The 21,787-nt window shown below is 70.8% G+C and carries 22 protein-coding genes; 12 read left to right on the top strand and 10 right to left on the bottom strand.

Annotated features, from left to right (window positions below; translation table 11 throughout):
• Positions 1-11 precede the first annotated feature (11 nt).
• The 5 genes from BHU06_RS19160 to BHU06_RS19140 all read left to right on the top strand — a co-directional run bounded on the left by BHU06_RS19160 (position 12) and on the right by BHU06_RS19140 (position 5,007).
• Entirely contained in the window at positions 12-983 is a 972-nt protein-coding gene (locus BHU06_RS19160; protein ID WP_070400822.1) for a tripartite tricarboxylate transporter substrate binding protein, read from the top strand.
• Positions 984-1,021: 38 nt separating this feature from the next.
• On the top strand, positions 1,022-2,197 hold the full coding sequence (locus tag BHU06_RS19155; protein WP_070400821.1) for a Gfo/Idh/MocA family protein: 1,176 nt from the start codon (positions 1,022-1,024) through the stop codon (positions 2,195-2,197).
• 131 nt (positions 2,198-2,328) lie between these two features.
• Complete coding sequence (locus BHU06_RS19150) at positions 2,329-3,513, top strand: dihydrodipicolinate synthase family protein (RefSeq protein WP_070400820.1); 1,185 nt, start codon at positions 2,329-2,331, stop codon at positions 3,511-3,513.
• Positions 3,513-4,391 carry a sugar phosphate isomerase/epimerase gene (locus BHU06_RS19145; RefSeq protein ID WP_070400819.1) on the top strand — a complete coding sequence of 293 codons (879 nt, stop codon included), beginning with the start codon at positions 3,513-3,515 and terminating at the stop codon, positions 4,389-4,391. The genes BHU06_RS19150 and BHU06_RS19145 overlap by 1 nt, the downstream gene beginning before the upstream one ends.
• A 103-nt stretch (positions 4,392-4,494) precedes the next feature.
• Positions 4,495-5,007 (top strand): hypothetical protein, encoded by a 513-nt coding sequence (locus tag BHU06_RS19140; protein ID WP_070400818.1) that lies wholly within the window; start codon positions 4,495-4,497, stop codon positions 5,005-5,007.
• Between the two features lie 7 nt (positions 5,008-5,014).
• On the opposite strand, the gene BHU06_RS19135 is transcribed toward BHU06_RS19140, so the two are convergent.
• From BHU06_RS19135 to BHU06_RS19120, 4 genes are all read right to left on the bottom strand, one after another.
• Positions 5,015-5,323 (bottom strand): hypothetical protein, encoded by a 309-nt coding sequence (locus BHU06_RS19135; RefSeq protein WP_070400817.1) that lies wholly within the window; start codon positions 5,321-5,323, stop codon positions 5,015-5,017.
• Between the two features lie 79 nt (positions 5,324-5,402).
• Positions 5,403-7,199 carry a hybrid sensor histidine kinase/response regulator gene (locus BHU06_RS19130; RefSeq protein WP_070400816.1) on the bottom strand — a complete coding sequence of 599 codons (1,797 nt, stop codon included), beginning with the start codon at positions 7,197-7,199 and terminating at the stop codon, positions 5,403-5,405.
• A gap of 8 nt (positions 7,200-7,207) precedes the next feature.
• A complete protein-coding gene (locus BHU06_RS19125; protein ID WP_070400815.1) occupies positions 7,208-7,828 on the bottom strand; it encodes a DNA-binding response regulator in 621 nt (206 codons plus the stop codon).
• 49 nt (positions 7,829-7,877) lie between these two features.
• The gene (locus tag BHU06_RS19120) at positions 7,878-8,789 is read right to left on the bottom strand and encodes a LysR family transcriptional regulator (RefSeq protein WP_070400814.1); all 912 of its coding nucleotides are present in this window, start codon (positions 8,787-8,789) and stop codon (positions 7,878-7,880) included.
• Between the two features lie 120 nt (positions 8,790-8,909).
• Here BHU06_RS19120 and BHU06_RS19115 point away from each other — a divergent pair, with 120 nt between their 5' ends.
• The 4 genes from BHU06_RS19115 to BHU06_RS19100 all read left to right on the top strand — a co-directional run bounded on the left by BHU06_RS19115 (position 8,910) and on the right by BHU06_RS19100 (position 15,775).
• Positions 8,910-9,746, top strand: coding sequence for an alpha/beta hydrolase (locus tag BHU06_RS19115; RefSeq protein ID WP_139147119.1), 837 nt, complete (start codon positions 8,910-8,912; stop codon positions 9,744-9,746).
• A gap of 91 nt (positions 9,747-9,837) precedes the next feature.
• Positions 9,838-11,076 (top strand): efflux RND transporter periplasmic adaptor subunit, encoded by a 1,239-nt coding sequence (locus BHU06_RS19110; protein ID WP_070400812.1) that lies wholly within the window; start codon positions 9,838-9,840, stop codon positions 11,074-11,076.
• Positions 11,077-11,101: 25 nt separating this feature from the next.
• Positions 11,102-14,326, top strand: coding sequence for an efflux RND transporter permease subunit (locus BHU06_RS19105; RefSeq protein ID WP_070400811.1), 3,225 nt, complete (start codon positions 11,102-11,104; stop codon positions 14,324-14,326).
• Between the two features lie 12 nt (positions 14,327-14,338).
• Positions 14,339-15,775 carry an efflux transporter outer membrane subunit gene (locus BHU06_RS19100; protein ID WP_070400810.1) on the top strand — a complete coding sequence of 479 codons (1,437 nt, stop codon included), beginning with the start codon at positions 14,339-14,341 and terminating at the stop codon, positions 15,773-15,775.
• A 54-nt stretch (positions 15,776-15,829) separates the two neighbouring features.
• On the opposite strand, the gene BHU06_RS19095 is transcribed toward BHU06_RS19100, so the two are convergent.
• Genes BHU06_RS19095 through BHU06_RS19085 form a run of 3 tightly spaced genes read right to left on the bottom strand, consistent with a single transcriptional unit; the run spans position 15,830 to position 18,052 of the window.
• Positions 15,830-16,519, bottom strand: a complete 690-nt coding sequence (locus BHU06_RS19095) for a nitroreductase (protein WP_070400809.1) — start codon at positions 16,517-16,519, stop codon at positions 15,830-15,832.
• A complete protein-coding gene (locus tag BHU06_RS19090) occupies positions 16,516-17,073 on the bottom strand; it encodes a DUF4863 family protein (RefSeq protein WP_070400808.1) in 558 nt (185 codons plus the stop codon). The genes BHU06_RS19095 and BHU06_RS19090 overlap by 4 nt, the downstream gene beginning before the upstream one ends.
• Before the next feature lies 1 nt (position 17,074).
• Positions 17,075-18,052, bottom strand: coding sequence for a tripartite tricarboxylate transporter substrate-binding protein (locus tag BHU06_RS19085; RefSeq protein ID WP_070400807.1), 978 nt, complete (start codon positions 18,050-18,052; stop codon positions 17,075-17,077).
• Positions 18,053-18,178: 126 nt separating this feature from the next.
• On the opposite strand from BHU06_RS19085, the gene BHU06_RS19080 reads away from it, so the two are divergent.
• Positions 18,179-19,171: a LysR substrate-binding domain-containing protein gene (locus BHU06_RS19080; protein ID WP_070400806.1), complete on the top strand. Its 993-nt coding sequence runs from the start codon at positions 18,179-18,181 to the stop codon at positions 19,169-19,171.
• Between the two features lie 16 nt (positions 19,172-19,187).
• On the opposite strand, the gene BHU06_RS19075 is transcribed toward BHU06_RS19080, so the two are convergent.
• Together BHU06_RS19075 and BHU06_RS19070 are read right to left on the bottom strand one after the other, a co-directional pair.
• Positions 19,188-19,391 carry a putative motility protein gene (locus BHU06_RS19075; protein ID WP_070400805.1) on the bottom strand — a complete coding sequence of 68 codons (204 nt, stop codon included), beginning with the start codon at positions 19,389-19,391 and terminating at the stop codon, positions 19,188-19,190.
• Positions 19,392-19,464: 73 nt separating this feature from the next.
• Positions 19,465-20,379 (bottom strand): LysR family transcriptional regulator, encoded by a 915-nt coding sequence (locus BHU06_RS19070; protein WP_070400804.1) that lies wholly within the window; start codon positions 20,377-20,379, stop codon positions 19,465-19,467.
• A gap of 122 nt (positions 20,380-20,501) precedes the next feature.
• On the opposite strand from BHU06_RS19070, the gene BHU06_RS19065 reads away from it, so the two are divergent.
• Positions 20,502-20,942 (top strand): PACE efflux transporter, encoded by a 441-nt coding sequence (locus BHU06_RS19065; protein WP_070400803.1) that lies wholly within the window; start codon positions 20,502-20,504, stop codon positions 20,940-20,942.
• A gap of 6 nt (positions 20,943-20,948) precedes the next feature.
• Here the strand turns inward: BHU06_RS19065 and BHU06_RS19060 are convergent, their stop codons facing one another.
• Complete coding sequence (locus tag BHU06_RS19060) at positions 20,949-21,275, bottom strand: hypothetical protein (protein WP_070400802.1); 327 nt, start codon at positions 21,273-21,275, stop codon at positions 20,949-20,951.
• A 260-nt stretch (positions 21,276-21,535) separates the two neighbouring features.
• Between BHU06_RS19060 and atpE the strand changes: the two genes are divergently transcribed.
• Positions 21,536-21,778: a F0F1 ATP synthase subunit C gene (gene atpE / locus BHU06_RS19055; RefSeq protein WP_070400801.1), complete on the top strand. Its 243-nt coding sequence runs from the start codon at positions 21,536-21,538 to the stop codon at positions 21,776-21,778.
• Positions 21,779-21,787: the final 9 nt, after the last annotated feature.

The raw sequence follows: 21,787 nt of genomic DNA, 5'->3' as shown, positions 1-21,787 counted from the left end.
CAAGGAGACCCATGAAAACCCTCTTCGCCGCGGCCCTGGCCGTGTCCACCCTGGCCCTGGGCCTGCCCGCCGCCGCGCAGGGCGGCTACCCGAACAAGGCGATCCGCGTGATCGTGCCGTTCGCCGCCGGCAGCACCACGGACATCATCGCCCGCGCCATCACCGACAAGATGAGCCAGAGCATGGGCCAGCCGGTGATCGTGGACAACCGCGGCGGCGCCAGCGGCACCATCGGCCAGGCGGCGGTGGCCACGGCCGCGCCCGATGGCTACACCATCATGATCCACTCGTCATCGCACACGGTGAGCCCCTCCACCTTCGCGAAACTCTCCTTCGACACCGCGAACGATTTCGCCGGGGTCACGCCGATCTCCTCCACGCCCAACGTGCTGGTGATCGCGCCCGGCAAGAACCTCAAGACCCTGCCGCAGCTCGTGGCCCACGCCAAGGCCCACCCCGGCAAGATGAACTTCGCCTCGGCCGGTCAGGGCAGTGCCACGCACCTGAACGCCGAAAAGTTCAAGATGGCCGCGCAGATCGACGCGGTGAACATCCCCTTCAAGGGCTCGGCCGAGGCCGTGACCGAGGTGATCGCGGGCCGCGTGGACTACTACTTCTCGCCCATCGCGCCCGTCATCGGCCAGATCAAGGACGGCCAGCTGCTCGCCCTGGCCGTGGGCTCGCCGCGCCGCGCCAGCGCCCTGCCCGAGGTGCCCACCACCGCCGAGGCCGGCGTGCCCGGCTCCGAGTTCAACTTCTGGATCGGGATGATGGCGCCGGCCAAGACGCCGCGCGACATCGTCAACCGCCTGCACGACGAGGTGGTGAAGGCCCTGGCCACGCCCGAGGTGAAGGAACGCTTCCTCAAGCTCGGCGCCGACGCCTGGACGCTCAAGCCCGAGCAGTTCGACGCCTACATCAAGGACGAGATCAAGGCCAACGCGGCCCTGGTCAAGGCCGCCGGCCTGCAGGTCGGCAACTGAATCCCCCGCACGACGACAGCACCAGCAAGGACCTTCACATGGCAGTCAAGACACTCGGCCTCATCATGTACGGCGTGACCGGGCGCATGGGCATGAACCAGCACCTCATCCGTTCGATCTGCGCCATCCGCGCCCAGGGCGGTGTCGCCCTGAGCAACGGCGACCGCGTGATGCCCGACCCCATCCTCATCGGCCGCAACGCCGAGAAGATCGAGGCCCTGGCCAAGGCGCACGGCATCGCGCGCTGGGACACCGACCTCGATGCCGCGCTGGCCAACCCCGCCGACACGGTGTTCTTCGACGCCGGCACCACCCAGATGCGCCCCACGCTGCTGGCCAAGGCCATCCGCGCGGGCAAGCACGTCTACTGCGAGAAACCCATCGCCACCAACCTGAACGAGGCGGTGGAGATCGCGCGCCTGGCGCAGGAGGCCGGAAAGAAGCAGGGCCTCAAGCACGGCGCCGTTCAGGACAAGCTCTTCCTGCCCGGCCTGCGCAAGCTCGACATGCTGCGCCGCGCCGGCTTCTTCGGCCGCATGCTCAGCGTGCGCCTGGAGTTCGGCTACTGGGTGTTCGAGGGCGACCTGCAGCCCATCCAGCGCCCGAGCTGGAACTACCGCAAGGAAGACGGCGGCGGCATGATCCTCGACATGATGTGCCACTGGCGCTACGTGCTGGACAACCTGTTCGGCGAGGTGAAGGCGGTGTCCTGCATCGGCACCACGCACATCCCCAAGCGCTGGGACGAGGCCGGCCAGCCCTACGAGTGCACCGCGGACGACGCGGCCTACGCCACCGCCGAGCTCACCGGCCACAACGGCGAGCCCGTGATCGCGCAGCTCAACATGAGCTGGGCCACGCGCGTCAACCGCGACGACCTGGTGACCTTCCACGTCGATGGCACCCACGGGTCCGCCGTCGCCACGCTGACCGGCTGCAAGGCGCAGAGCCGCGTGAACACGCCGCGCCCGGTGTGGAATCCGGACGTGAAGAACACCATGAATTTCTCCGAGCAGTGGCAGGACGTGCCCGACACCCAGGTCTACGACAACGGCTTCAAGATCCAGTGGGAGCACTTCATCCGCCACGTGGTGGAGGACGCGCCCTACCAATGGACCCTGCCCGAAGGCGCCAAGGGCGTGCAGCTGGTGGAGGCCGCGCTGGCGAGCTGGAGCGAGCGCCGCTGGATCGACGTGCCGGCGCTGAAGGTCTGAAGTGAAGTGAACCACCCCCGCCGCGCTTCGCGCGACCCCCTCCAGGGGGCGACACCTGCGGCCCGGCAAAGCCGGTTCCGCGGTGTCTCCCGATCAGATCAACTCACGCGAGTCGCCTCGGCATCCGAACAATGAACTTGTCCCTTCAACTGCCCACCGCCTCGGGCGCGATCGAGGCCTACACCCTGCGCGGCAGCGCGCCGGTGAAACCCGCACCGGGCCTGACATTCAACCGCATCGCCTACTCGGCCGCGCACGTGGTGGCCGACCCGCGCGCGGCCATCGACCCCTGGCTGCAATGCGCCATCGACTGGGACGCCACCATCGCCTACCGCCAGCGCCTGTGGTCGCTCGGCCTGGGCGTGGCCGAGGCCATGGACACCGCGCAGCGCGGCATGGGCCTGGACTGGCCGACCTCGCTGGAACTCATCCGCCGCTCGCTCGACGCCGCCCAGGACCACCCCGGCGCGCTGGTGGCCTCGGGCTGCGGCACGGACCACCTAGTGCTGGAGCACGTGAAGACGGTCGACGAGGTCATCGCCGGCTACGAGGAACAGATGGCCGCGATCGAGAAGCTCGGCGGCCGACTCATCGTGATGGCCAGCCGCGCGCTGGCGCGCGTGGCCAAGGGACCGGCCGACTACGAGCGCGTCTACGGCCGCGTGCTGAGCCAGGCGCGGCAGCCCGTGGTGCTGCACTGGCTGGGCGACATGTTCGACCCCGCGCTCGGCGGCTACTGGGGCACCCGGGACCTGGACGCCGCGATGGACACGGCGCTCGGCATCATCGCCGCACACGCCGGCAAGGTGGACGGCATCAAGATCTCGCTGCTCGACAAGGACAAGGAGATCGCCATGCGCCGGCGCCTGCCGGCCGGCGTTCGCATGTACACGGGCGACGACTTCAACTACGCCGAACTCATCGCGGGCGACGGCTGGGGCAGCGAGCCCACCCACGGCAAGAGCGACGCGCTGCTGGGCATCTTCGACGCCATCGCGCCCGCCGCCAGCGCCGCGCTGGGTGCACTGGCGCAGGGCAACACCCGCCAGTTCCACGACATCCTCGGCCCCACGGTGCCGCTGTCGCGCCACATCTTCGCGGCGCCCACGCGCTTCTACAAAACGGGCGTGGTCTTCATGGCCTGGCTCAACGGCCACCAGAGCCACTTCAGCATGGTGGGCGGCCAGCAAAGCACGCGCTCACTGCCGCACCTGGCCGAGCTGTTCCGCCTGGCCGACGCCGCGAACCTGCTCGAACAGCCCGAGCTGGCGCTGCGGCGCATGAAGACCCTGCTGGCCTTGCACGGGATCGAGTGATGCGCGACTTCTCCACCGACCACCGCTGGTTGTCCATCAACACCGCCACCGTGCGCAAGAGCCAGGGCCAGGACCTGCCGCTGCCGCAGATCCTGGACGCCGTGGCGCGCCACGGCATTCCCGCCATCTCGCCCTGGCGCGACCAGGTCGCGGCCGCCGGCCTGAAGGCCGTCTCCGCGCAGGTGAAGGCCCTGGGCCTGAAGCTCTCGGGCTACTGCCGGGGCGGCATGTTCCCCGCCGTGGACGCGGCCGGCCTGGCCGCCGCGCGCGACGACAACCGCCGCGCCGTGGACGAGGCCTGCGAGCTCGGCGCGCCCTGCCTGGTGCTGGTGGTGGGCGCGCTGCCCGGCGCCCTGACGGGCCAGGCCGCGCACAAGGACATCGCGCGCTCGCGCCAGCAGGTGAGCGAGGGCATCGCCGAGCTGCTTCACTACGCGAAGGACAAGGGCATGCCGCTGGCCATCGAGCCCCTGCACCCCATGTACGCGGCCGACCGCGCCTGCATCAACACCCTGGAGCAGGCCCTGGACGTGTGCGACGCGCTCGACCCCGGGCGCAGCGGCGCGCTCGGCGTGGCGGTGGACGTGTACCACGTGTGGTGGGACCCTAAGTTGCGGGCGCAGATCGAACGCGCGGGCCGCGAGCGCCTGCTGGCCTTCCATGTATGCGACTGGCTCACGCCCACCACCGACCTGTTGAACGACCGCGGGATGATGGGCGACGGCGTGATCGACATCCCGCGCATCCGCGGCTGGGTGGAAGACCAGGGCTTCGGGGGCTTCAGCGAGGTGGAAATTTTCTCCACCGGCCACTGGTGGCGGCGCGGGCACGACGAGGTGCTGCAAACCTGCATCGCCCGGCACCGCACTGTGGTCTGAGTCACAGGCGCGGTGTGACCTGGGTCACTTCCCGCCGGGTGGCGCCTGGCCGACACTGGCCGGATCGCCGCCCGCGCGGCCCCGCCCCGCACAAAGGAACCCCATGCCGCCCGCCCCGTTCACGCGTTTGTCCCTGTATGGCCTGCTGGCCCTCGCCCCCGTGGTCGGCGGCGCGCAAAGCGTGCGCAAGCTGGGCGACGGTGAACTCAGTTGCGCGCAGATCTACGCGGAGAGCCAGGCCCTGGAGCAAGCCAGCGAGGCGCAGCGGGCCGATGCCCTGCAGGCCCAGCAGGCCATGACGGACATCCAGAACCAGATGATGCAGCAGGCCAGCGGCGCGCGCGGCGGCATGGGCTCGGCCATCGGCGGCGGGCTGCTCGGCCTGATCCCGGGCGGCGCGCAGGTGCAGGGCTATGCCATGCAAGCCGCGGCCGAGGCGCGCCGGGCCGACATGCAGGACAGCGTCGACAAGATGATGCAGGCCACCACGCGGCAGATGAACGCGGAGCAGGCCCTGGAGCGCACGCAGGCGCGCAGCGAACACCTGGCCGACCTGTTCCTGAAGAAGGACTGCAAGCTGTCCCAGGTGAAGGCCGGCGCCGACCGGCCTCAGTGACGGTGGGTCAGCGGCACTGTCCGTCCCAGGTGCTCTTCATGTTGGCGATCACGTCGGGGCGGATGCCCAGCCAGGTCTCCACCTTCATGCCCGTGGCCCTGGCCTCGCACTGAAGCCGCGCCGGTGCGGGGGGCGTGGCCGGCATCAGGCGGATCAGACCGGACAGGGCGCCGCAGTACTGCGGCAGGTTCTTCGCCTGCAAGGCCTTGTCGCGCTGGGCGCGCAGCGTGTCGTACTCGGCGCACTGCGGGTCGGGCGCGGCCAGGGCGGTGGTGGCAAGAAGGGACAGGACGAGACCGAGCAGCGGTTGGGACATGGGAGCGGGCCTGAGCGGGGGCGTTGTGTGGACGGCCGCGAGTATCCCGGGCGCCTGTGCCCGGCGTAAGTGACCCCGGTCACATCGCGGGCGGGGCCACCACCGTGCCCGCCAGCGCGTCCATCAGTTGCTGCGCCCGCACGGGCTTGTGCAGGTAGGGGACGCCGCTGGCCTTGATGTCGGCGATGCGCTGGGGCGCGGTCTCGCCGGTGACCAGCACGGTGCGCAACCGCGGCGACGCGCGGCGCAGCGCGAGCAGGTGGTCCAGGCCGTTGCCCTCGCCTGGCAAGCGGAAGTCGGACACCACGGCCTCGATCGGGTGCCGGTCCAGCAGCTGCCGCGCCTGCCCGAGGTCGCCGGCGGGGTACACGGTGCAACCGCAGGACGAGAGCAGCAAGGACAGGGCCTCGCGGCCGACCGGCTCGTCGTCGATGACCAGCACGTGGCGCGGCAGCTGCTGTTCGGCCGGCGCGGCCGGCGCCCGCCCGGCGTCCGCCGGCCGGGGCGCGTCGAGCGCGGCGGCCCGTCGCACCCAGACCCGAAAGCGCGTGCCCCGCTGCGGCGCGGACACCAGCGCGATGGGGTGGTCCAGCAGGCCGGACAACCGCTTGACGATGGACAGGCCGATGCCCAGGCCATGGGCGCGGTCGCGCTGCGGGTTGGCGAGCTGGTAGAACTCGTCGAACACCCGCTGCTGGTGCTCGACGGCGATGCCGATGCCGGTGTCGATCACCTCGAAGCAGGCCCAGCCCTCGCGGGCCGCCGGCGCCCCCGAGCGCGCCGCGATCAGCACGCCACCGCGGCGCGTGTACTTGATGGCGTTGTCGATCAGGTTGCCGAGCAGGCGGGTGAGCAGCTGCGCGTCGCTCACGACGGCCAGGTCGCCCGGCGCGCGGAAGCGGATCTGCAGGTCGCGCGCCTGGGCGCTGCCCGAGAACGTGTGGCTCAGCGAGAGGAACAGCTCGTGCACCCGCAAGGGCGCCAGCCGGGGCTGCACCGCCCCCGCGTCCAGCCGCGAGATGTCCAGCATGGTGTCGAGCGACTGGTTCAGCACGCGCACCGAGTGGCCCAGCCGCGCGACCGTGCGCGCGCTGTCGGCGTCGAGCCGGGCACGCTCGAGCACCGAGGTGAACAGCGAGATGGCGTGCAGAGGCTGGCGCAGGTCGTGGCTGGCGGAGGCGAGGAAGCGGCTCTTTTCCCGGTTGGCGTTTTCGACCAGCGCCACCTGCTGCGCCAGGCGGCGCGCGAGGTCTTCCTTTTCGAAGCGGACCGTGAGCGACTGCGCCAGCAGATCGGCCTGCTGGAACGTCCACTTGAGCGTCATCGCCAGAAAGAGCGCCATGCAAAAGGCCAGCACCCAGCCGACCAGGCCGCCGTGCCAGACACAGGCGCTGACCATGCCGGCGGCAGCCGGCACGCTGAACGCGGCGATGGTCTGGCGGTGCGTGGAGACGATGGCCGAGCCCAGCGAGATCGCGCCGATGATGAACAGGGAGATCAGCAGCAGGCCGTCGACGCTGCGGTGCGCGCTCAGCAGCCAGGGCGCGGCCCCCCACATGGCGCCCAGCAAAAAGATGTCGCGCACGCGGCCCCGCAGCACCGCCGACAGCTCGTGGTCCTGCAGCGGGCCCCGGGCCGCCAGCCGCCGCCGCCGCAGGTAAGTGAGCAGCACGGCGGCATAGAACAGGCCGAGCCAGACCAGCGGAAGGCTGGAGGCCCATTTCCAGTAGAAAACGATCGCCAGCGGCGTCGCGAAGGGAATGGGCGAGAGGATGCGCACCGGCCCGGTTTTTTCCAGCAGCAGCTCAAGCTGGATGCGCTGCACCGCCAGCGGCGCGGTGAGCGCGGGGGGGAACTGCCATGGCCAGGCGGTCATGGCGGGCCTCAGGAAAAGCGGCCGATCAGCTCGGCCCGGGAACGCACGTTGAACGAGAGAAAAATCGCCGACACGCAGTTCTTCACCGAGCCCAGCGCCAGCCCGGTCTCGGCCGCGATCGCCCGGTTGTCGAGGCCGCTCAGCAGCAGCTCCAGCACCTGGATCTGGCGGTTGTTCAAGGGCGCCGACGGCAGCCCCGCGCCACGCGCCGCGCCCGGCCCTGCCGCGCCCGGCGCCGCGGCGCGTTCGATCGTGTCGAGCAAACCGCTCAGGTCGCGGGTATCGCCGGTCTTGCAGAAGTACCCCAGGGCGCCGTGGGCCAGCGCCTCCTCGCGCACACGGGCATCGTGCGTGCCCGACACGATGGCCACCCGCAGCCGCGGGTAGAGCCGGCCCAGCAGCTTGAGCCCGGACAGGCCGCGCGCATCGCCCAGGTTCAAGTCGAGCAGGAGCAGGAACACCTCATCGGCGTGGCGCTCCAGAAACGACAGGGCCTGCTCCAGGCTGTGCGCTTCCTCGACATGGAAGCGGTCGGCGAAGCGCTGGGCGATGACCTGGCGCAGGCCCACGCGCACCAGCTCATGGTCGTCCACCACCAGTAGGGTTCTCGGTTGCTGCTGCTCGGACATCGCGGGATCGGCCTTTCCTCTGTCGCTCGCCTGCCATGGGCCAAGCCTATCAGCGCCCCAGGTGCGGGTGCCTGGCGAACAGTTCCGCCGCCCATTCCACGAAGGCCCGCACCTTGGCGCTGAGGTGCCGGTTGGGCGGGTACACCACGTACACCGGGATCGTTTCGCAGGCCCATTCCTCCAGCACCTGCACCAGCTCGCCGCGCTCGATCAGCGGCATGGCGACGAAGCCCCCGGTCTGTCCGATGCCCAGGCCAGCCAGCAGCGCGGCCGTCATGGCGTTGCTCTCGTTGACCGAGAGCCGGTAGCGGCCCGAAATCTCCAGCTTCTGCCCGTCCTTGTGGAATTCGTTCGGGTACATCCGCCCCGTGCGCGTGGAGAAGTAGTTGATCACCGTGTGCTCGGTCTGCAGCTGCTCGGGGTGCGTGGGCGTGCCGTGCGCCTTCAGGTAGGCCGGCGAGGCCACCGTCACCAGCGGCAGGTTGGCGATGCGCCGCGCCACCAGCGACTGCTCCAGCAGTTCGCCGCCGCGGATCACGCAGTCCACGTTGTCGGTGATCAGGTCCACCGGGCGGTCGGTCACGCCCATGTCGAGCTGGATGTCGGGGTAGCGGCGATAGAAGTCGGCCAGCGCGGGAATGAGGATGAGCTGCGCCACCGAGGTCCCCACGTCCACGCGCAGGCGCCCGCTGGGCTTGGCCTGGGCATTGGTCATGCTGGCCTCGACGTCGTCGAGGTCATTGAGCAGGCGTGAGGTGCGCTCGTAGTAGGCCGCGCCGTCGGGCGTCACCGTCACGCGCCGCGTGGTGCGGTTGAGCAGCTTGACCTTCAGGCGCGACTCCAGGTGCTGCACCAGCTTGGTCACCGTGCCCTTGGGCAGGTCCAGCGATTCCGCGGCCTTGGTGAAGGTGCCCGCCTCCACCACGCGCGCGAACACGCGTATCGATTGCAACTGGTCCATTCCCCGGCTCCTGTGTGTGCTGTGCGGCGATTGTGGGGGCCGGATTGTTCATGCACGGGAAACAGAGCGGTGGCGCGGTCCCGCTTTTTCCGCACGGCCGCTGTGCCTATAGTCGCCGCCATGGATTCCACTGCCTCCCCCTTCGCCGCCGCCGCGGCGGCGCAGACGCTGTCCGTGCCGGGCCAGCCGCCGCTCACGCTGCGTGTGCTGGGCCGCAAGCCGCACGGCGGCGCACGGCCGCTGGTGCTGCACTTCCATGGCGGCGCGTTCGTCTCGGGCGACCTGGACAGCGGCGCCTGCCTGGCGGAGCTGCTGGCCGGCGCGGGCGCGGTGGTGGCCTCGCTGGCCTACCCGCTGGCGCCCGCGCACCGCTTTCCCGAAGCGCTGGAAACCGGCTACGCCGCGCTGGAGTGGCTGCACAAGCAGCGCCCGCGCCTGGCTGGCAAGGACGCTCCCCTGTTCGTGGCCGGCGAAGAAGCCGGCGGCAACCTCGCGGCCGCCACCGCGCTGATGGCGCGTGACCGCGCCCACCCGCCGCTGGCCGGGCAGATCCTGGTGGCGCCCATGCTGGACCCGTGCAACGCCACCGCCTCGCTGCGCGAGAGCCTGGGCGAGTGCGTGGAATGCAAATGGGCGCATGGCTGGCAACAGTACCTGCGCGGCCCCATGGACGCCGAGCATCCCTACGCCGTGCCCGGCCTGGCCCAGCGCCTGGCGGGTCTGCCGCCCGCGCTCGTGCTCACGGGCGCCGACGACCCCATGCGCGACGAGGCCCTGGCCTACGCCGAGCGCCTGCGCGGCGCCGGCATCGCCGTGCGGGCCCATGTGCTCGGCATCGACACGGGCTGGCCCGACTCGCTGGCCGAGCCGCTGACGGCGGAATGTCCCTGTGCCCACGAGGCACGGGAACACCTGCGCGCCTTCTTGCAGGCCGCCACGCCGCCGCCACCGTCCTGACGGACGCCCGCACCCCTCCCCCCGTTCTCCCGACGCCATCCCCGGCCACACGCCGGGGATGGCTTTGTTCACCCTCAAAAAGGATCAGACCATGTCCCGCCCGTCCACCAAGCCTTCGTCCCTGGGTCGCATCTGGCTGCCCATCGCCGCGCTGGCCGCGATCTCAGCCGCCGCGTTCGCGATCGCGCAACAGGCCATGACCGCGCAAGCCAGCGCGCCCGCCGATGCGGCACCGCCGCCCCTGCCGGTGTCGGTCGCCACCGTCGCCGAAAGCGACGCCACCCTCTGGGACGAGTTCTCCGGCCGCCTGGAAGCGGTGGAGCGCGTGGAAGTCCGCTCGCGTGTGGCGGGCGCCGTGCTGGCCACGCACTTCCGGGAGGGCGCGCTGGTGGCCAAAGGCGCGCTGCTGGTCTCCATCGACCCCGCGCCTTACGAGGCCGAGGTGGCACGGGCCGAGGCGCAGGCCAGCGCCGCGCAGGCCCGCCTGAGCCATGCCAGCGGCGAGTTCGCGCGCTCGCAGCGGCTCTGGCAGGACAAGGCCATTGCCCAGCGCGAGCTCGACGACCGCCAGAACGCGCTGCGCGAAGCCGAGGCCAACCTGCAGGCCGCGCGCGCCCAGGTACAGGCCGCCCGCCTCAATCTGGGCTACACCCAGGTGCGCGCGCCGGTGGCCGGGCGCATCGGCAAGGTCGACGTGACCGCGGGCAACCTCGTCGCGGCCGGACCGGGCGCGCCGGTGCTCACCACGCTGGTGTCGGTCAACCCGATCTACGCCAGCTTCGACGCCGACGAACAGACCGTGGCGCGCGCGCTGCAGGGCCTGAACCAGGGCGGCGCCAGCGCGCGCCGCTCGCTCGAGCGCATCCCCGTTCGCATGGGCACGGCCGGCGACGCCGACACGCCCTTCACCGGCCGGCTGCAACTCATCGACAACCAGGTCGATCCACGCAGCGGAACGGTGCGCGTGCGCGCCGTCTTCGACAACGCCGACGGCACGCTCATGCCGGGCCAGTTCGCGCGCATCCGCATGGCGCAGCCACGCAGCGCGCACCAGTTGCTGGTGAGCGAACGCGCCATCGGCACCGACCAGGACAAGAAGTTCGTGCTGGTGGTGGGCCAAGACAACAAGGCCGAGTACCGCGAGGTGGCTTTGGGCGCGTCGGTGGATGGCTTGCGCAGCGTGCTGAGCGGCCTGAAGGCGGGCGAGCGCATCGTCGTCAACGGCCTGCAGCGCGTGCGCCCCGGCGCGCTGGTGCAGCCGCAGCCCGTCCCCATGAACCAGGCGCGCGTCACCAGCGACGCGCAGGAACTCGCGGCCAAGCAGCCCTGAGGCGCGCCGCAGAAACAGACCTCCCATGAACCTGTCCAAATTCTTCATCGACCGGCCGATCTTCGCGGGCGTGCTCTCGCTGCTGATCGTCATCGCCGGTCTGGTCGCCCTGCGTGGCCTGCCGGTCTCGGAGTACCCCGAAGTGGTGCCGCCCTCCGTGGTGGTGCGCGCCCAGTACCCGGGCGCCAACCCCAAGGTGATCGCCGAGACCGTGGCCACGCCGCTGGAGGAATCCATCAATGGCGTCGAGGGCATGCTCTACATGGGCAGCCAGGCCACCACCGATGGCGTGATGACGCTGACCGTGACCTTCCAGCTCGGCACCGACCCCGACAAGGCCCAGCAGCTGGTGCAGAACCGCGTCTCGCAGGCCGAGCCGCGCCTGCCCGAGGAGGTGCGCCGCCTGGGCGTGACCACCGTCAAGAGTTCGCCCGACATCACCATGGTCGTGCACCTGGTCTCGCCCAACGACCGCTACGACATCAACTACCTGCGCAACTACGCGGTGCTCAACGTGAAGGACCGACTGGCCCGCATCGAAGGCGTCGGCCAGGTGCAAATCTTCGGCGGCGGCGACTACGCCATGCGCGTCTGGCTCGACCCGCAGAAGGTGGCGCAGCGCGGCCTGTCGGCCGGCGACGTGGTGGCCGCCATCCGCGGCCAGAACGTGCAGGCCGCCGCCGGCGTGGTGGGTGCCTCGCCCGGCCTGCCGGGCGTGGACCTGCAGCTCTCGGTCAACGCGCAGGGCCGCCTGCAGACCGAGCAGGAGTTCGGCGACATCATCGTCAAGACCGGCACCGACGGCGCGGTGACGCGCCTGCGCGACGTGGCCCGCCTGGAGATGGGCGCGGCCGACTACTCGCTGCGCTCGCTGCTGAACAACCAGCCCGCCGTGGGCATGGGCGTGTTCCAGGCCCCGGGCTCCAACGCGCTGGAAATCTCGGCCCTGGTGCGCGCCACCATGGCCGAGTTGCAGCAGCACATGCCCGAGGGCGTGGAGTACCGCATCGCCTACGACCCCACGCAGTTCGTGCGCGCCTCCATCGACTCGGTCATCACCACCCTGCTGGAAGCCATCGCCCTGGTGGTGCTGGTGGTGATCCTGTTCCTTCAGACCTGGCGCGCCTCCATCATTCCCCTGTTGGCGGTGCCGGTCTCGGTGGTGGGCACCTTCGCGGTGCTGCACCTGCTGGGCCTGTCCATCAACGCGCTGTCCTTGTTCGGCCTGGTGCTGGCCATCGGCATCGTGGTGGACGACGCCATCGTGGTGGTGGAGAACGTGGAGCGCAACATCGAAGCGGGCCTGAGCCCGCGCGAGGCCACCTACCGCGCCATGCGCGAGGTCTCGGGGCCCATCGTCGCCATCGCCCTGGTGCTGGTGGCCGTGTTCGTTCCGCTGGCCTTCATCAACGGCCTCACCGGCCAGTTCTACAAGCAGTTCGCGGTGACCATCGCCATCAGCACGGTGATTTCGGCGATCAACTCGCTCACGCTGTCGCCCGCGCTCGCGGCCCTGCTGCTCAGGGGCCACCACGAACCGAAGGACGCGCTCACGCGTGGCATGGACCGCGTGTTCGGCGGCTTCTTCCGCGCCTTCAACCGCGTGTTCCACCGCGGCGCCGCGTCCTACAGCGGTGGCGTGCGCCGCGCCATCGGCCGCAAGGCGCTGATGATGGTGATGTACCTCGCGCTCGCGGGCCTGACCATCGGCCTGTTCAAGGCCGTGCCCAGCGGCTTCGTGCCCGCGCAGGACAAGCAGTACCTGATCGGCTTCGCGCAATTGCCCGACGGCGCCACGCTGGACCGCACCGACGCGGTCATCCAGCGCATGGGCGAGATCACCCGGCAAAACCCCAACGTGGAAGACGCCATCGCCTTCCCGGGCCTGTCGATCAACGGCTTCACCAACAGCTCCAACGCGGGCATCGTGTTCGCCACGCTCAAGCCCTTCGCCGAGCGCCGGAACGCCGACCAGAGCGGCGCCGCCGTGGCGGGTCAGTTGAACCAGGCCTACGGAGAGATCCAGGACGCCTTCGTGGTGATGTTCCCGCCGCCGCCGGTGGCGGGCCTGGGCACCACCGGCGGCTTCAAGCTGCAGCTGGAAGACAAGGCATCCCTCGGCTACGAGGCCATGGACGCGGCGGTGAAGGCCTTCATGGCCAAGGCCTACCAGACGCCCGAGCTGGCCGGCATGTTCACGAGCTGGCAGGTCAACGTGCCGCAGCTCTATGCCGACATCGACCGCACCAGGGCGCGCCAGCTGGGCGTGCCCGTGACGGAAATCTTCGACACCCTGCAGATCTACCTCGGCAGCCTGTACGTGAACGACTTCAACCAATTCGGCCGCACCTACAGCGTGCGCGCCCAGGCCGACGCACCCTACCGCGCGCGCGCCGAAGACATCGGCCTGCTCAAGGTGCGCGCCACCAGTGGCGAGATGATCCCGCTGTCGGCGCTGATGAAGGTCGATGCCAGCTTCGGCCCCGAGCGCGCCATGCGCTACAACGGCTACCTCACGGCCGACATCAATGGTGGCCCGGCGCCAGGCTTCTCGTCTGGCCAGGCGCAGGCCGCCATCGAGCGCATCGCCGCCGAGACCCTGCCCGCGGGCATCGGCTACGAGTGGACCGAGCTCACCTACCAGGAGATCCTCGCCGGCAACTCGGCGCTGTGGGTGTTCCCCCTGGCCATCCTGCTGGTGTTCCTGGTGCTGGCCGCGCAGTACGAGAGCCTGACGCTGCCGCTGTCCATTCTCCTCATCGTGCCCATGGGCCTGCTCGCGGCCATGACGGGGGTGTGGCTGGACGGCGGGGACAACAACGTCTTCACGCAGATCGGGCTGATCGTGCTGGTGGGCCTGTCGGCGAAGAACGCCATCCTGATCGTCGAATTCGCGCGCGAACTGGAGTTCGCGGGCCGCACGCCGGTGCAGGCCGCCATCGAAGCCAGCCGCCTGCGCCTGCGACCCATCCTCATGACCTCGCTGGCCTTCGTCATGGGCGTGCTGCCCCTGGTGCTGGCCAGCGGCGCCGGCGCCGAGATGCGCTCGGCCATGGGCGTGGCGGTGTTCGCCGGAATGATCGGCGTGACCGCCTTTGGTCTCTTCCTCACGCCGGTGTTCTACGTGCTGCTGCGCCAGCTGACGGGCAACCGCCCCCTGCGGCAACACGGGGAGACACCCCACTTCGAGGGCTTGGCCAGCGGCGGCGCCGACGCCCGGCCCCTGCCCGCGGCCCCGGTCACGCATTGAAGGATTTCCACCATGAACACCATCAACCGCCTCCTGCCATTGGCCGCCGCCCTGGTGCTGGCCGGCTGCGCCACCGCGCTGCCGCCGCTGCCCGCGTCGGTGGACACGCCGGCGCAGTTCAAGGAACAAGGCCCGGCCGCGCAGGCCACGGCCCCTGCGCAATGGACCATCGCCCCGCCCGCCGAGGCCCAGAGCCGGGGCACCTGGTGGAAGGCCTTCGGCGATCCCGTGCTCGATGCACTGATCGAGCGCTCGGCCGTGGGCAACACCGACATCCAGCAGGCCGCCGCGCGGCTGGCCCAGGCGCGCGCGCTGCTGCGCGGCGCACAGGCCGAGCGCGCGCCACAGATCGGCGCGGGCGCCTCGGCGGACCGTGGCGCGGGCGCCAACACCGCGAACGGTTCGACGCCGGCCACACTGCTGCAAGCCGGCCTGAACCTCTCATACGAAGTGGACCTGTTCGGGCGCCTGGCCCGCGCGCAGGACGCCGCTTCACTGGATGCGCAATCGCGCCAGGCCCTGCTGCAGAGCACGCGCCTGCTGGTGCAGGCCGAGGTGGCGCAAACCTACCTGGCCCTGCGCGCCACCGACACCGAGCGCGCCCTGATGCAGGACACCGCCAACGCCTACACCGACACCCTGCGCCTGACGCAGCGCCGCTTCGAGGCCGGTGACGTGGCCGAGCTGGACGTCATCCGCATCCAGACCGAGCAGGCCGCGACCGAGGCCGAGGTCATCGCGCTGGAGCGCACACGAGCCGAGCTGGAACACGCGCTGGCCGTGCTGCTGGGCGAGCCCGCCTCGGGCTTCGCGCTGGCCCCCACCGCCACGGCGCGCACGTTGCCGGTGATCCCGCCCGGCGTGCCCGCCACCGTGCTCGCGCGCCGGCCCGACGTGGCCGCGGCGCAGGCCTCGCTGCTGGCCGCGCAAGCCCGCGTGGGCGTGGCCCAGGCCGCCTGGTTCCCGCGCGTGTCGCTCACCGGCGCGGCGGGCTTTGCCTCGCCGGAGCTGGGCGATCTGTTCCAGTGGTCCGCGCGCTCCTGGAGCGTGGGCGCGCTGCTGTCGCTGCCGCTGTTCGACGGCGGCCGGCGCCAGGCCGGCGTGCAGAACGCGCAAGCCGAGTTCGACGCGGTGGCGGCGCAGTACCGCGGCCAGGTGCTCAACGCCCTGCGCGAGGTGGAGGACCAGTTGTCTTCCCTGCGCCTGCTCCACGAGCAATCGCTGGCCCAAGGCCGCGCGGTCAACGCCGCGCAGCGCGCCAGCGCGATCTCCGAGACGCGCTGGCGCAACGGGCTGGTGAGCCAGCTCGAGCTGCTGGACGCGCGCCGCAACGAACTGCTGAACCGCCGCCAGGCGCAGCGCGTGGAGGCGGCGCGGCAGCAGGCCACGGTACGGCTGATCCGGGCCTTGGGTGGGGGATGGGGGACAGGCGAGCCGCAGCGCGGCTGAGCGATGGCGCGGCGCCCCACTCTGGGGCCTTGACGCCACGAAAGGGGGCTTGCGTCAAAACCCCCTCATTCGGACGAACTCGCCCACCTCGCGCCGCGGTGTCTCAAAGCCGTTCACCGCCGCGCGCTCGTCGCGGTAGCCGAGCGACATGCCGCACACCGTCACCTGCCCCTCGGGCAGGCCGAGCACCGGCGCGATCACCGCGTGGTACGGCGCGAAGCTCACCTGCGGGCAGGTATCGAGCCCGCGCGAGCGCGCCGCGAGCATCACGCTCTGCAGGTACAGGCCCAGATCCAGCCAGCTGTGCGGCTTCAGGCAGGCGTCGATGCTGAATATGAGGCCCACCGGCGCGCCGAAGAAGCCGAAGTTGCGCCGCGTCTGGCGTGCGCGCGCGGCGGCGTCCGTGCGGTCGATGCCCAGGGCCTGGTAGTAGCGCGCGGCGAAGTCCGCCTGGCGCGCGCCGTAGGCCTCGGGCAGCGGTGTGGGGAAGTGGTGGGGCGGCGGGAGCTCGCCGCTGTCGAAGACGGCGGTGATGGCCCCCTCCATCTCGCGGATGGCCTTGCCGGCCAGCGCATAGACCTGCCAGGGCTGCGTGTTGGAATTGCTCGGCGCGCGACTGGCCACGCGCAGAATTTCCAGCGCCGTCTCGCGAGACACCGCTTCGTCTCGGAACGCGCGCACCGAACAGCGCGAGCGCAGCAGGCCGTCGAGGCAGGCGGTGGTGTCGTCGATGGACAGCGTCATCGCGCACCCCCGTCCGGTGCCGGGTGGTAGGCGATGCGCCCGGCCGGCAGGAAGAACAGCGCGATCACCGCGCCGCCCTTGGCCTCGGGGTAATGGTGGCTGCCGGGCGGTGGCGCGGTCCAGCCCGCTTCGCACCAGCCATTCGGGCCCGCCAGCGCGGCGCCCGGCGTCACGGGGATCACCATGTTGAATTCGCCGTAAGGGTGTGCGTGGTATTGCCCGCGGTAGCTGCCTTCGGGGTTGCCTTGCGTGTTGCCCCGGCTGTCCATGTACACGGCGGTGATGCTGAAGTGGTGCGTGCGCGCCGAGGGTTCGAGCAGGCGGCTGCGGCGGTAGAGGGGTCCATCGATCTCGATGTTGGCGGCCCAGCCATCGGCCACGCCCCGCTTGATCAGTTTTGCCAGCGTGTCGAACAGCGCGCTGCCCGGGCCGCGTTGCGCGTTGAGCCATCGCTCGACCTCGGTGCCGGCCGTCATGTCCTTCACCTCGGCCAGGAAGGGCAGGCAACACTCAATGAGTTCCTCGCGTTCGCGGATGTCGGTGTCCGGGTTCATCTCACTCCTCCATGCGGAAGCCCGACGCGCGCACCACCGGCGCCCAGGTCTCGCGTTCCTGGCGGATCTGGGCCGCGAACTCCTTGGGCGTGCGCGTGCGCACCTCCAGGCCCACCTTCTCGTAGCCGGCGCGCAGCGCGGCGTCGCGGCTGGCCTTGTCGATGGCGGCGTGCAGGGCGTTGACGGTGTCGGCGGGCGTGCCCGGTGGCGCGAAGACACCATAGGTTTCCGCGCCGCGAATCTGGCCAAGGCCCTGCTCGGCGAACGTGGCGACGTTCGGCAGGAAGCGCGAGCGCCGCTCGCCCGTCACGCCCAGGATCCGAACCTTGCCCTGCTGCACATAGGGCAGGAAGTCGGCCACGAAACCGAAGTAGGCGGGGATTTGGCCGCCCAGCAGGTCCTGCATGGCGGGGGCCGATCCGCGGTAGGCGATGTGCTCCAGCTTCAGGCCGCCGGCCTCGGACAGCTGGTAGCCCAGGAAGTGCGCCACCGAGCCCGCGGCAGGTGAGGCATAGAGGGCCGCGTTGGGTGTCTGGCGCACCCAGGCCACGTAGTCGGGCAAGGTCTTCACCGCGGCGGGGGCGTTGGCGGTGATGGCGAAGGCGCAGCCCGCCGTGACCACCGAGGACACAGGCACGAAGTCGGCCTCGGCGTCGTACTGGAGCTTGGTGTAGACGTGCGGGTAGATCGTGAGCGCCGAGGTGTGCGTGCACAGCAGGGTGTTGCCGTCGGCCGCTTCGCGCTTGAGCTGGCCGTTGGCGATGCGCCCGGCCGCGCCGGCGCGGTTGTCGACGATGAAGGTTCGGCCTTCGCGGCGCCAGGCGTCGGCGAGGTGGCGCGCGGTGGTGTCCAGCGTGCCGCCGGCGGGGTAGCCCACCAACAGCTTGCCAGGGGTGTTGGCCAGCAAAGGCCAGGAAGCGCCCGCGGCCGGCAGGGCCGCGAGCAACTGCGCGAAGGCGCGGCGGGAGAGTGTGTTCATGCGGGTCCTCTGCTTTCAACGGCAACCGATGTCCGTTGACCCGAATGCTGCGACGATTGCGGATTGCAGGGAACTGGTCTCTGTGCAATGGTTCGTTGCACAGCATTCATATCGGAGTGGGCGAGCATGAGCATCGGCAAGGTGGACCTCAATCTGCTGAAGGTCTTCGACGCGGTCTTTGAGGAGCGCAACCTGGTGCTCGCGGGGCGCCGGCTGCACCTGAGCCAGTCGGCCGTCAGCCACGCGCTGTCGCGGCTGCGCGAGGTGGTGGGCGATGAGCTCTTCGTTCGCACGGGGCGCGGCATGGAGCCCACCGGGGGTGCACTGCGCATGGCGCCCGCGCTGCGCGACGCGCTGCGGCGCATCGAGGCCACGCTGGACGTGGCGCCATTCTCGGCGCGCGGCTCGCAACGCCAGTTCGTCATCGCGGCCAACGACCACGTCACCGCCGTGCTGGTGGCGCCGCTGGCGCGCAAGCTGCAGCGCGCCGCGCCGGGCGTGGACCTGGTCATCCGCCCGTCCACGCGGCTGGACCTGGCCGAGCAGATCGACCTTGGCCGCATCGATCTCGCGATCGGCATCTTCTCTCAGGTGCCACCGCGCATGAGCGCGCGCACCCTGATGTCGCAGGGCGAGGCGATCCTGATGCGCAAGGACCACCCGGCGTCGCGCGGCCGGCTCACGCTGACGGCCTTCGCGCGCCACCCGCTGGTCACCATCTCGGTGGGCGGGCAGGAAGAAGGCGCGGTGGACGGCTTCATCCTGGAGCGCGGCCTGGCGCGCCAGTCGGAGATGTTCGACCGCGGCGCGCTGCGCGAGGCGCTGGACGCGCAGGGTGTGCAGCCCCGCGTGCGCGTGACCGTGCCGCATTCGCTCGCGATCCCGGCGCTGCTGCGCGACAGCGACATGCTGTCCATCGTGCCGGCCTCGCTGGCGCGGGCGCTCACGCGCGGCGACACCGGCCTGGTGATGCGCCAGCCGCCCTACCCGGCCAGCCAGGCCACCACGCGCGCCGTCTGGCACAGCCGCCACGACCACGACGCCGCGCACACCTGGCTGCGCGACACGGTGGCCGAGGTGGCGGGCGCGCTGGGTGAGCGGCGCGTGGCGAAGGCCTGAGGACCGCGGCCCGAGCTCAGGCCAGCACGTTCACCTGTGTGCCGACGCTGCCCGACGTGGCCAGGGGCAGCGCGCCGGTGACGCCTTGCAGCAGCGCCAGCGCGGCGCTGCCCTGCATGTCCATGGACTTGCGCAGCATCGCGATCTGCACCTTTTGGGCCACGTCGGCCTGCTGGTTGGCCACGACGGCCTGGACCATGGCGGCGGGTGAAACGTCCACGGGAACTCCTGTTGCTGAATGCCTTGTTCCTGGTATCGGTCCGTCGCCCCCGTTCTTGAACCGCGCGCCCGGTTCAGCCCAGGCCGGGGCCCTCCCCCCCCTCCCGCGTCGCCTGCCGCATCAGCTCGATGAACCGCTGCGCCCCCAACCCCAGCGGCCGCTCCGCGTTCCACACCACGTCCACCCACAGGCGCAGCTGGTTGCTGATGTTGCCGAAGCGAATCTCGGTGAGCCCGCCCGCCGCCACCAGCGGCTCGATGAGGCGGCGCGGCAGGTAGGCCCAGCCCAGGCCGGCCTGCACCAGGCTCAGCGTGGCCAGGTGGCTGTCGGTGCGCCAGAGGTGGCGCGACAGCAGCATGCGCGGGTCGCGCCCACGCGGGTCGCGGCTGGCCACGGCGATCTGGCGGATCTCGATCAGGTCGTTGAGCTGCAGCGCGCCCTGGCGCGCCAGGGCCTCGGGGTGGTCGGCGGCGATGACGGCCACGAACAGTTCGGTGCCCAGCTCCTGAAAGCCCTCGCGCTCGTCGCTGCCCGGGCGCTCGAACACCAGGGCCAGCTGCGCCTCGCCGGCGTGCAACATGCGCAAGGCGTCGGCCTGCGGCGCCGACAGCACCTCCACCAGCAGCGCCGGAAATGCTTCGGCCAGCACCGCCAGCGACCGGCTCCAGGGCGCCGACAGCAGCTCGGGCGCGATGGCGATGGTGAGCTGGCGCTCCAGCCCCTGGTGCAGGGCCTGGGCGTGCGCGCCCAGGCGGCGCAGCTGGCTGGCGATCTGGCGCGCCTGCGGCTCCAGCGCGCGCGCCACGTCGGTGGGCCGGGGCTCGCGCGCGCGGCGGTCGAACAGCACCAGGTCCAGCTCGGCCTCCAGCTGCGCGATGGCCATGCTCACCGCCGAGGGCACGCGGCCCAGCTGGCGCGCGGCGGCCGAAAAGGAGCCGGTGTCCAGCACCGCCAGGAAGGTGCGCAGGTTGTCGCTGGTGAAGGCCATGGTCGCCCCTATCTGTCAGATTTTCTGAAATTATCTGACTTTTCCCTTCAGAAATGTGCGCATACAGTGCCCCCATCGCCCCCGCCCATCCGCCGCGGGGGCCACCCGAAGGATTCCCGACCATGCAAGGCATTCGACGCAAGATCGTCTACGTTTCCCTCTACGAGCTGTTCGCCATCGCCGCCTCCAGCGCCGGCCTGGCCCTGCTGTCCGACAGCGGCCTGGGCCACGCCAGCGTGGCGGCGGTCGCGGCTTCGGCCATCGCCGTGGTCTGGAACCTGGCCTACAACACCCTGTTCGAGCGCTGGGAAGCGCGCCAGGCCACCAAGGGGCGCGGCGTGGCGCGCCGCATCGCGCACGCCCTGGGTTTCGAGGCCGGCCTGGTGCTCATGCTGGTGCCGCTGTTCGCCTGGTGGCTGGGCGTGTCGCTGTGGCAGGCCTTCGTGCTGGACCTGGGCCTGATCGTGTTCTTTCTGGTCTACACCTACGTGTTCAACCTGGGCTTCGACCGCGTGTTCGGCCTGCCGGCCTCGGCCGCGCCGCAGCCGGCCCCGGGCGGCTGAGCCGGCTCAGGAATCCTGGAACAGGCTCTCCCGCACGCCCGAGACCTCGGGCAGCGGGAATTCCTGGCGCACCGCGCGCCCGAAGTAGCCCTGGCGCACGGCCTGGCTGGTCTGCCAGGCCGCGATGGTGGTCTGCGCCCGCTGCGCCTCGAGCAGGCGCATGGCCGGGGTGCGGAAGTAGATGATGAGCGCGGCCTCGCGCGGGTTGAAGCCTTCGCTCAGGCCCAGATCGATGACCGCCTGGCGCAGGTGCGAGGGCACCGTGTTCGACGGAATGCCCAGTTCGCCGAGGGCGCGGCTCAGGCCGAAACGAAACCACGCTTTCTTCAACATGAAGAAATTAGAGCATCGGGCCGCCGCGGCGCACCCCCGGGAAGCCCCTCACTGTCGCCCATCTGTAGGACCTAAGCCACTGATCTGTGGCGGCTCCGCCGCGCCTCAGCCCGCCGCGTTCAGGACAAGCGCCAGCCGCCGCCGCTGGCCAGCTTCGCGACGGGCTGCTGCCAGCGGCGTGCGGCCCGCCTGACCTGCAAGGTCATGGATTCGATGCGCGCCGGCCGGCACAGTGGGGCCCCACACCACAAGGAGCCCCCATGTCGGACCTGTCCCAACTCCCCCTCGCCGTCGGCCACATGATTGGCCTGGGCGCGCTCGGTTCGTGCGTCGGCATCGGCCTCATGGCCAGCCGCTACCTCGAGGCCTCGGCGCGGCAACCGGAGATGATGGAAGCCCTGCAACCCAAGGTCTTTCTGCTCGCGGGCCTGCTCGACGGCGCCTTCATCATCTCGGTGGCGCTGGGCGTGTGGTTCGCGCTGGCGGCGCCCTTCCCCACCTGAACGCCGGCG

The sequence above is a fragment of the Hydrogenophaga sp. PML113 genome (genome assembly GCF_001777155.1).
Taxonomy (GTDB): domain Bacteria; phylum Pseudomonadota; class Gammaproteobacteria; order Burkholderiales; family Burkholderiaceae_C; genus Hydrogenophaga; species Hydrogenophaga borbori.
Note: the sequence above shows the minus strand (reverse complement) of the source record. Positions and strands in the feature narration are given on the sequence as shown.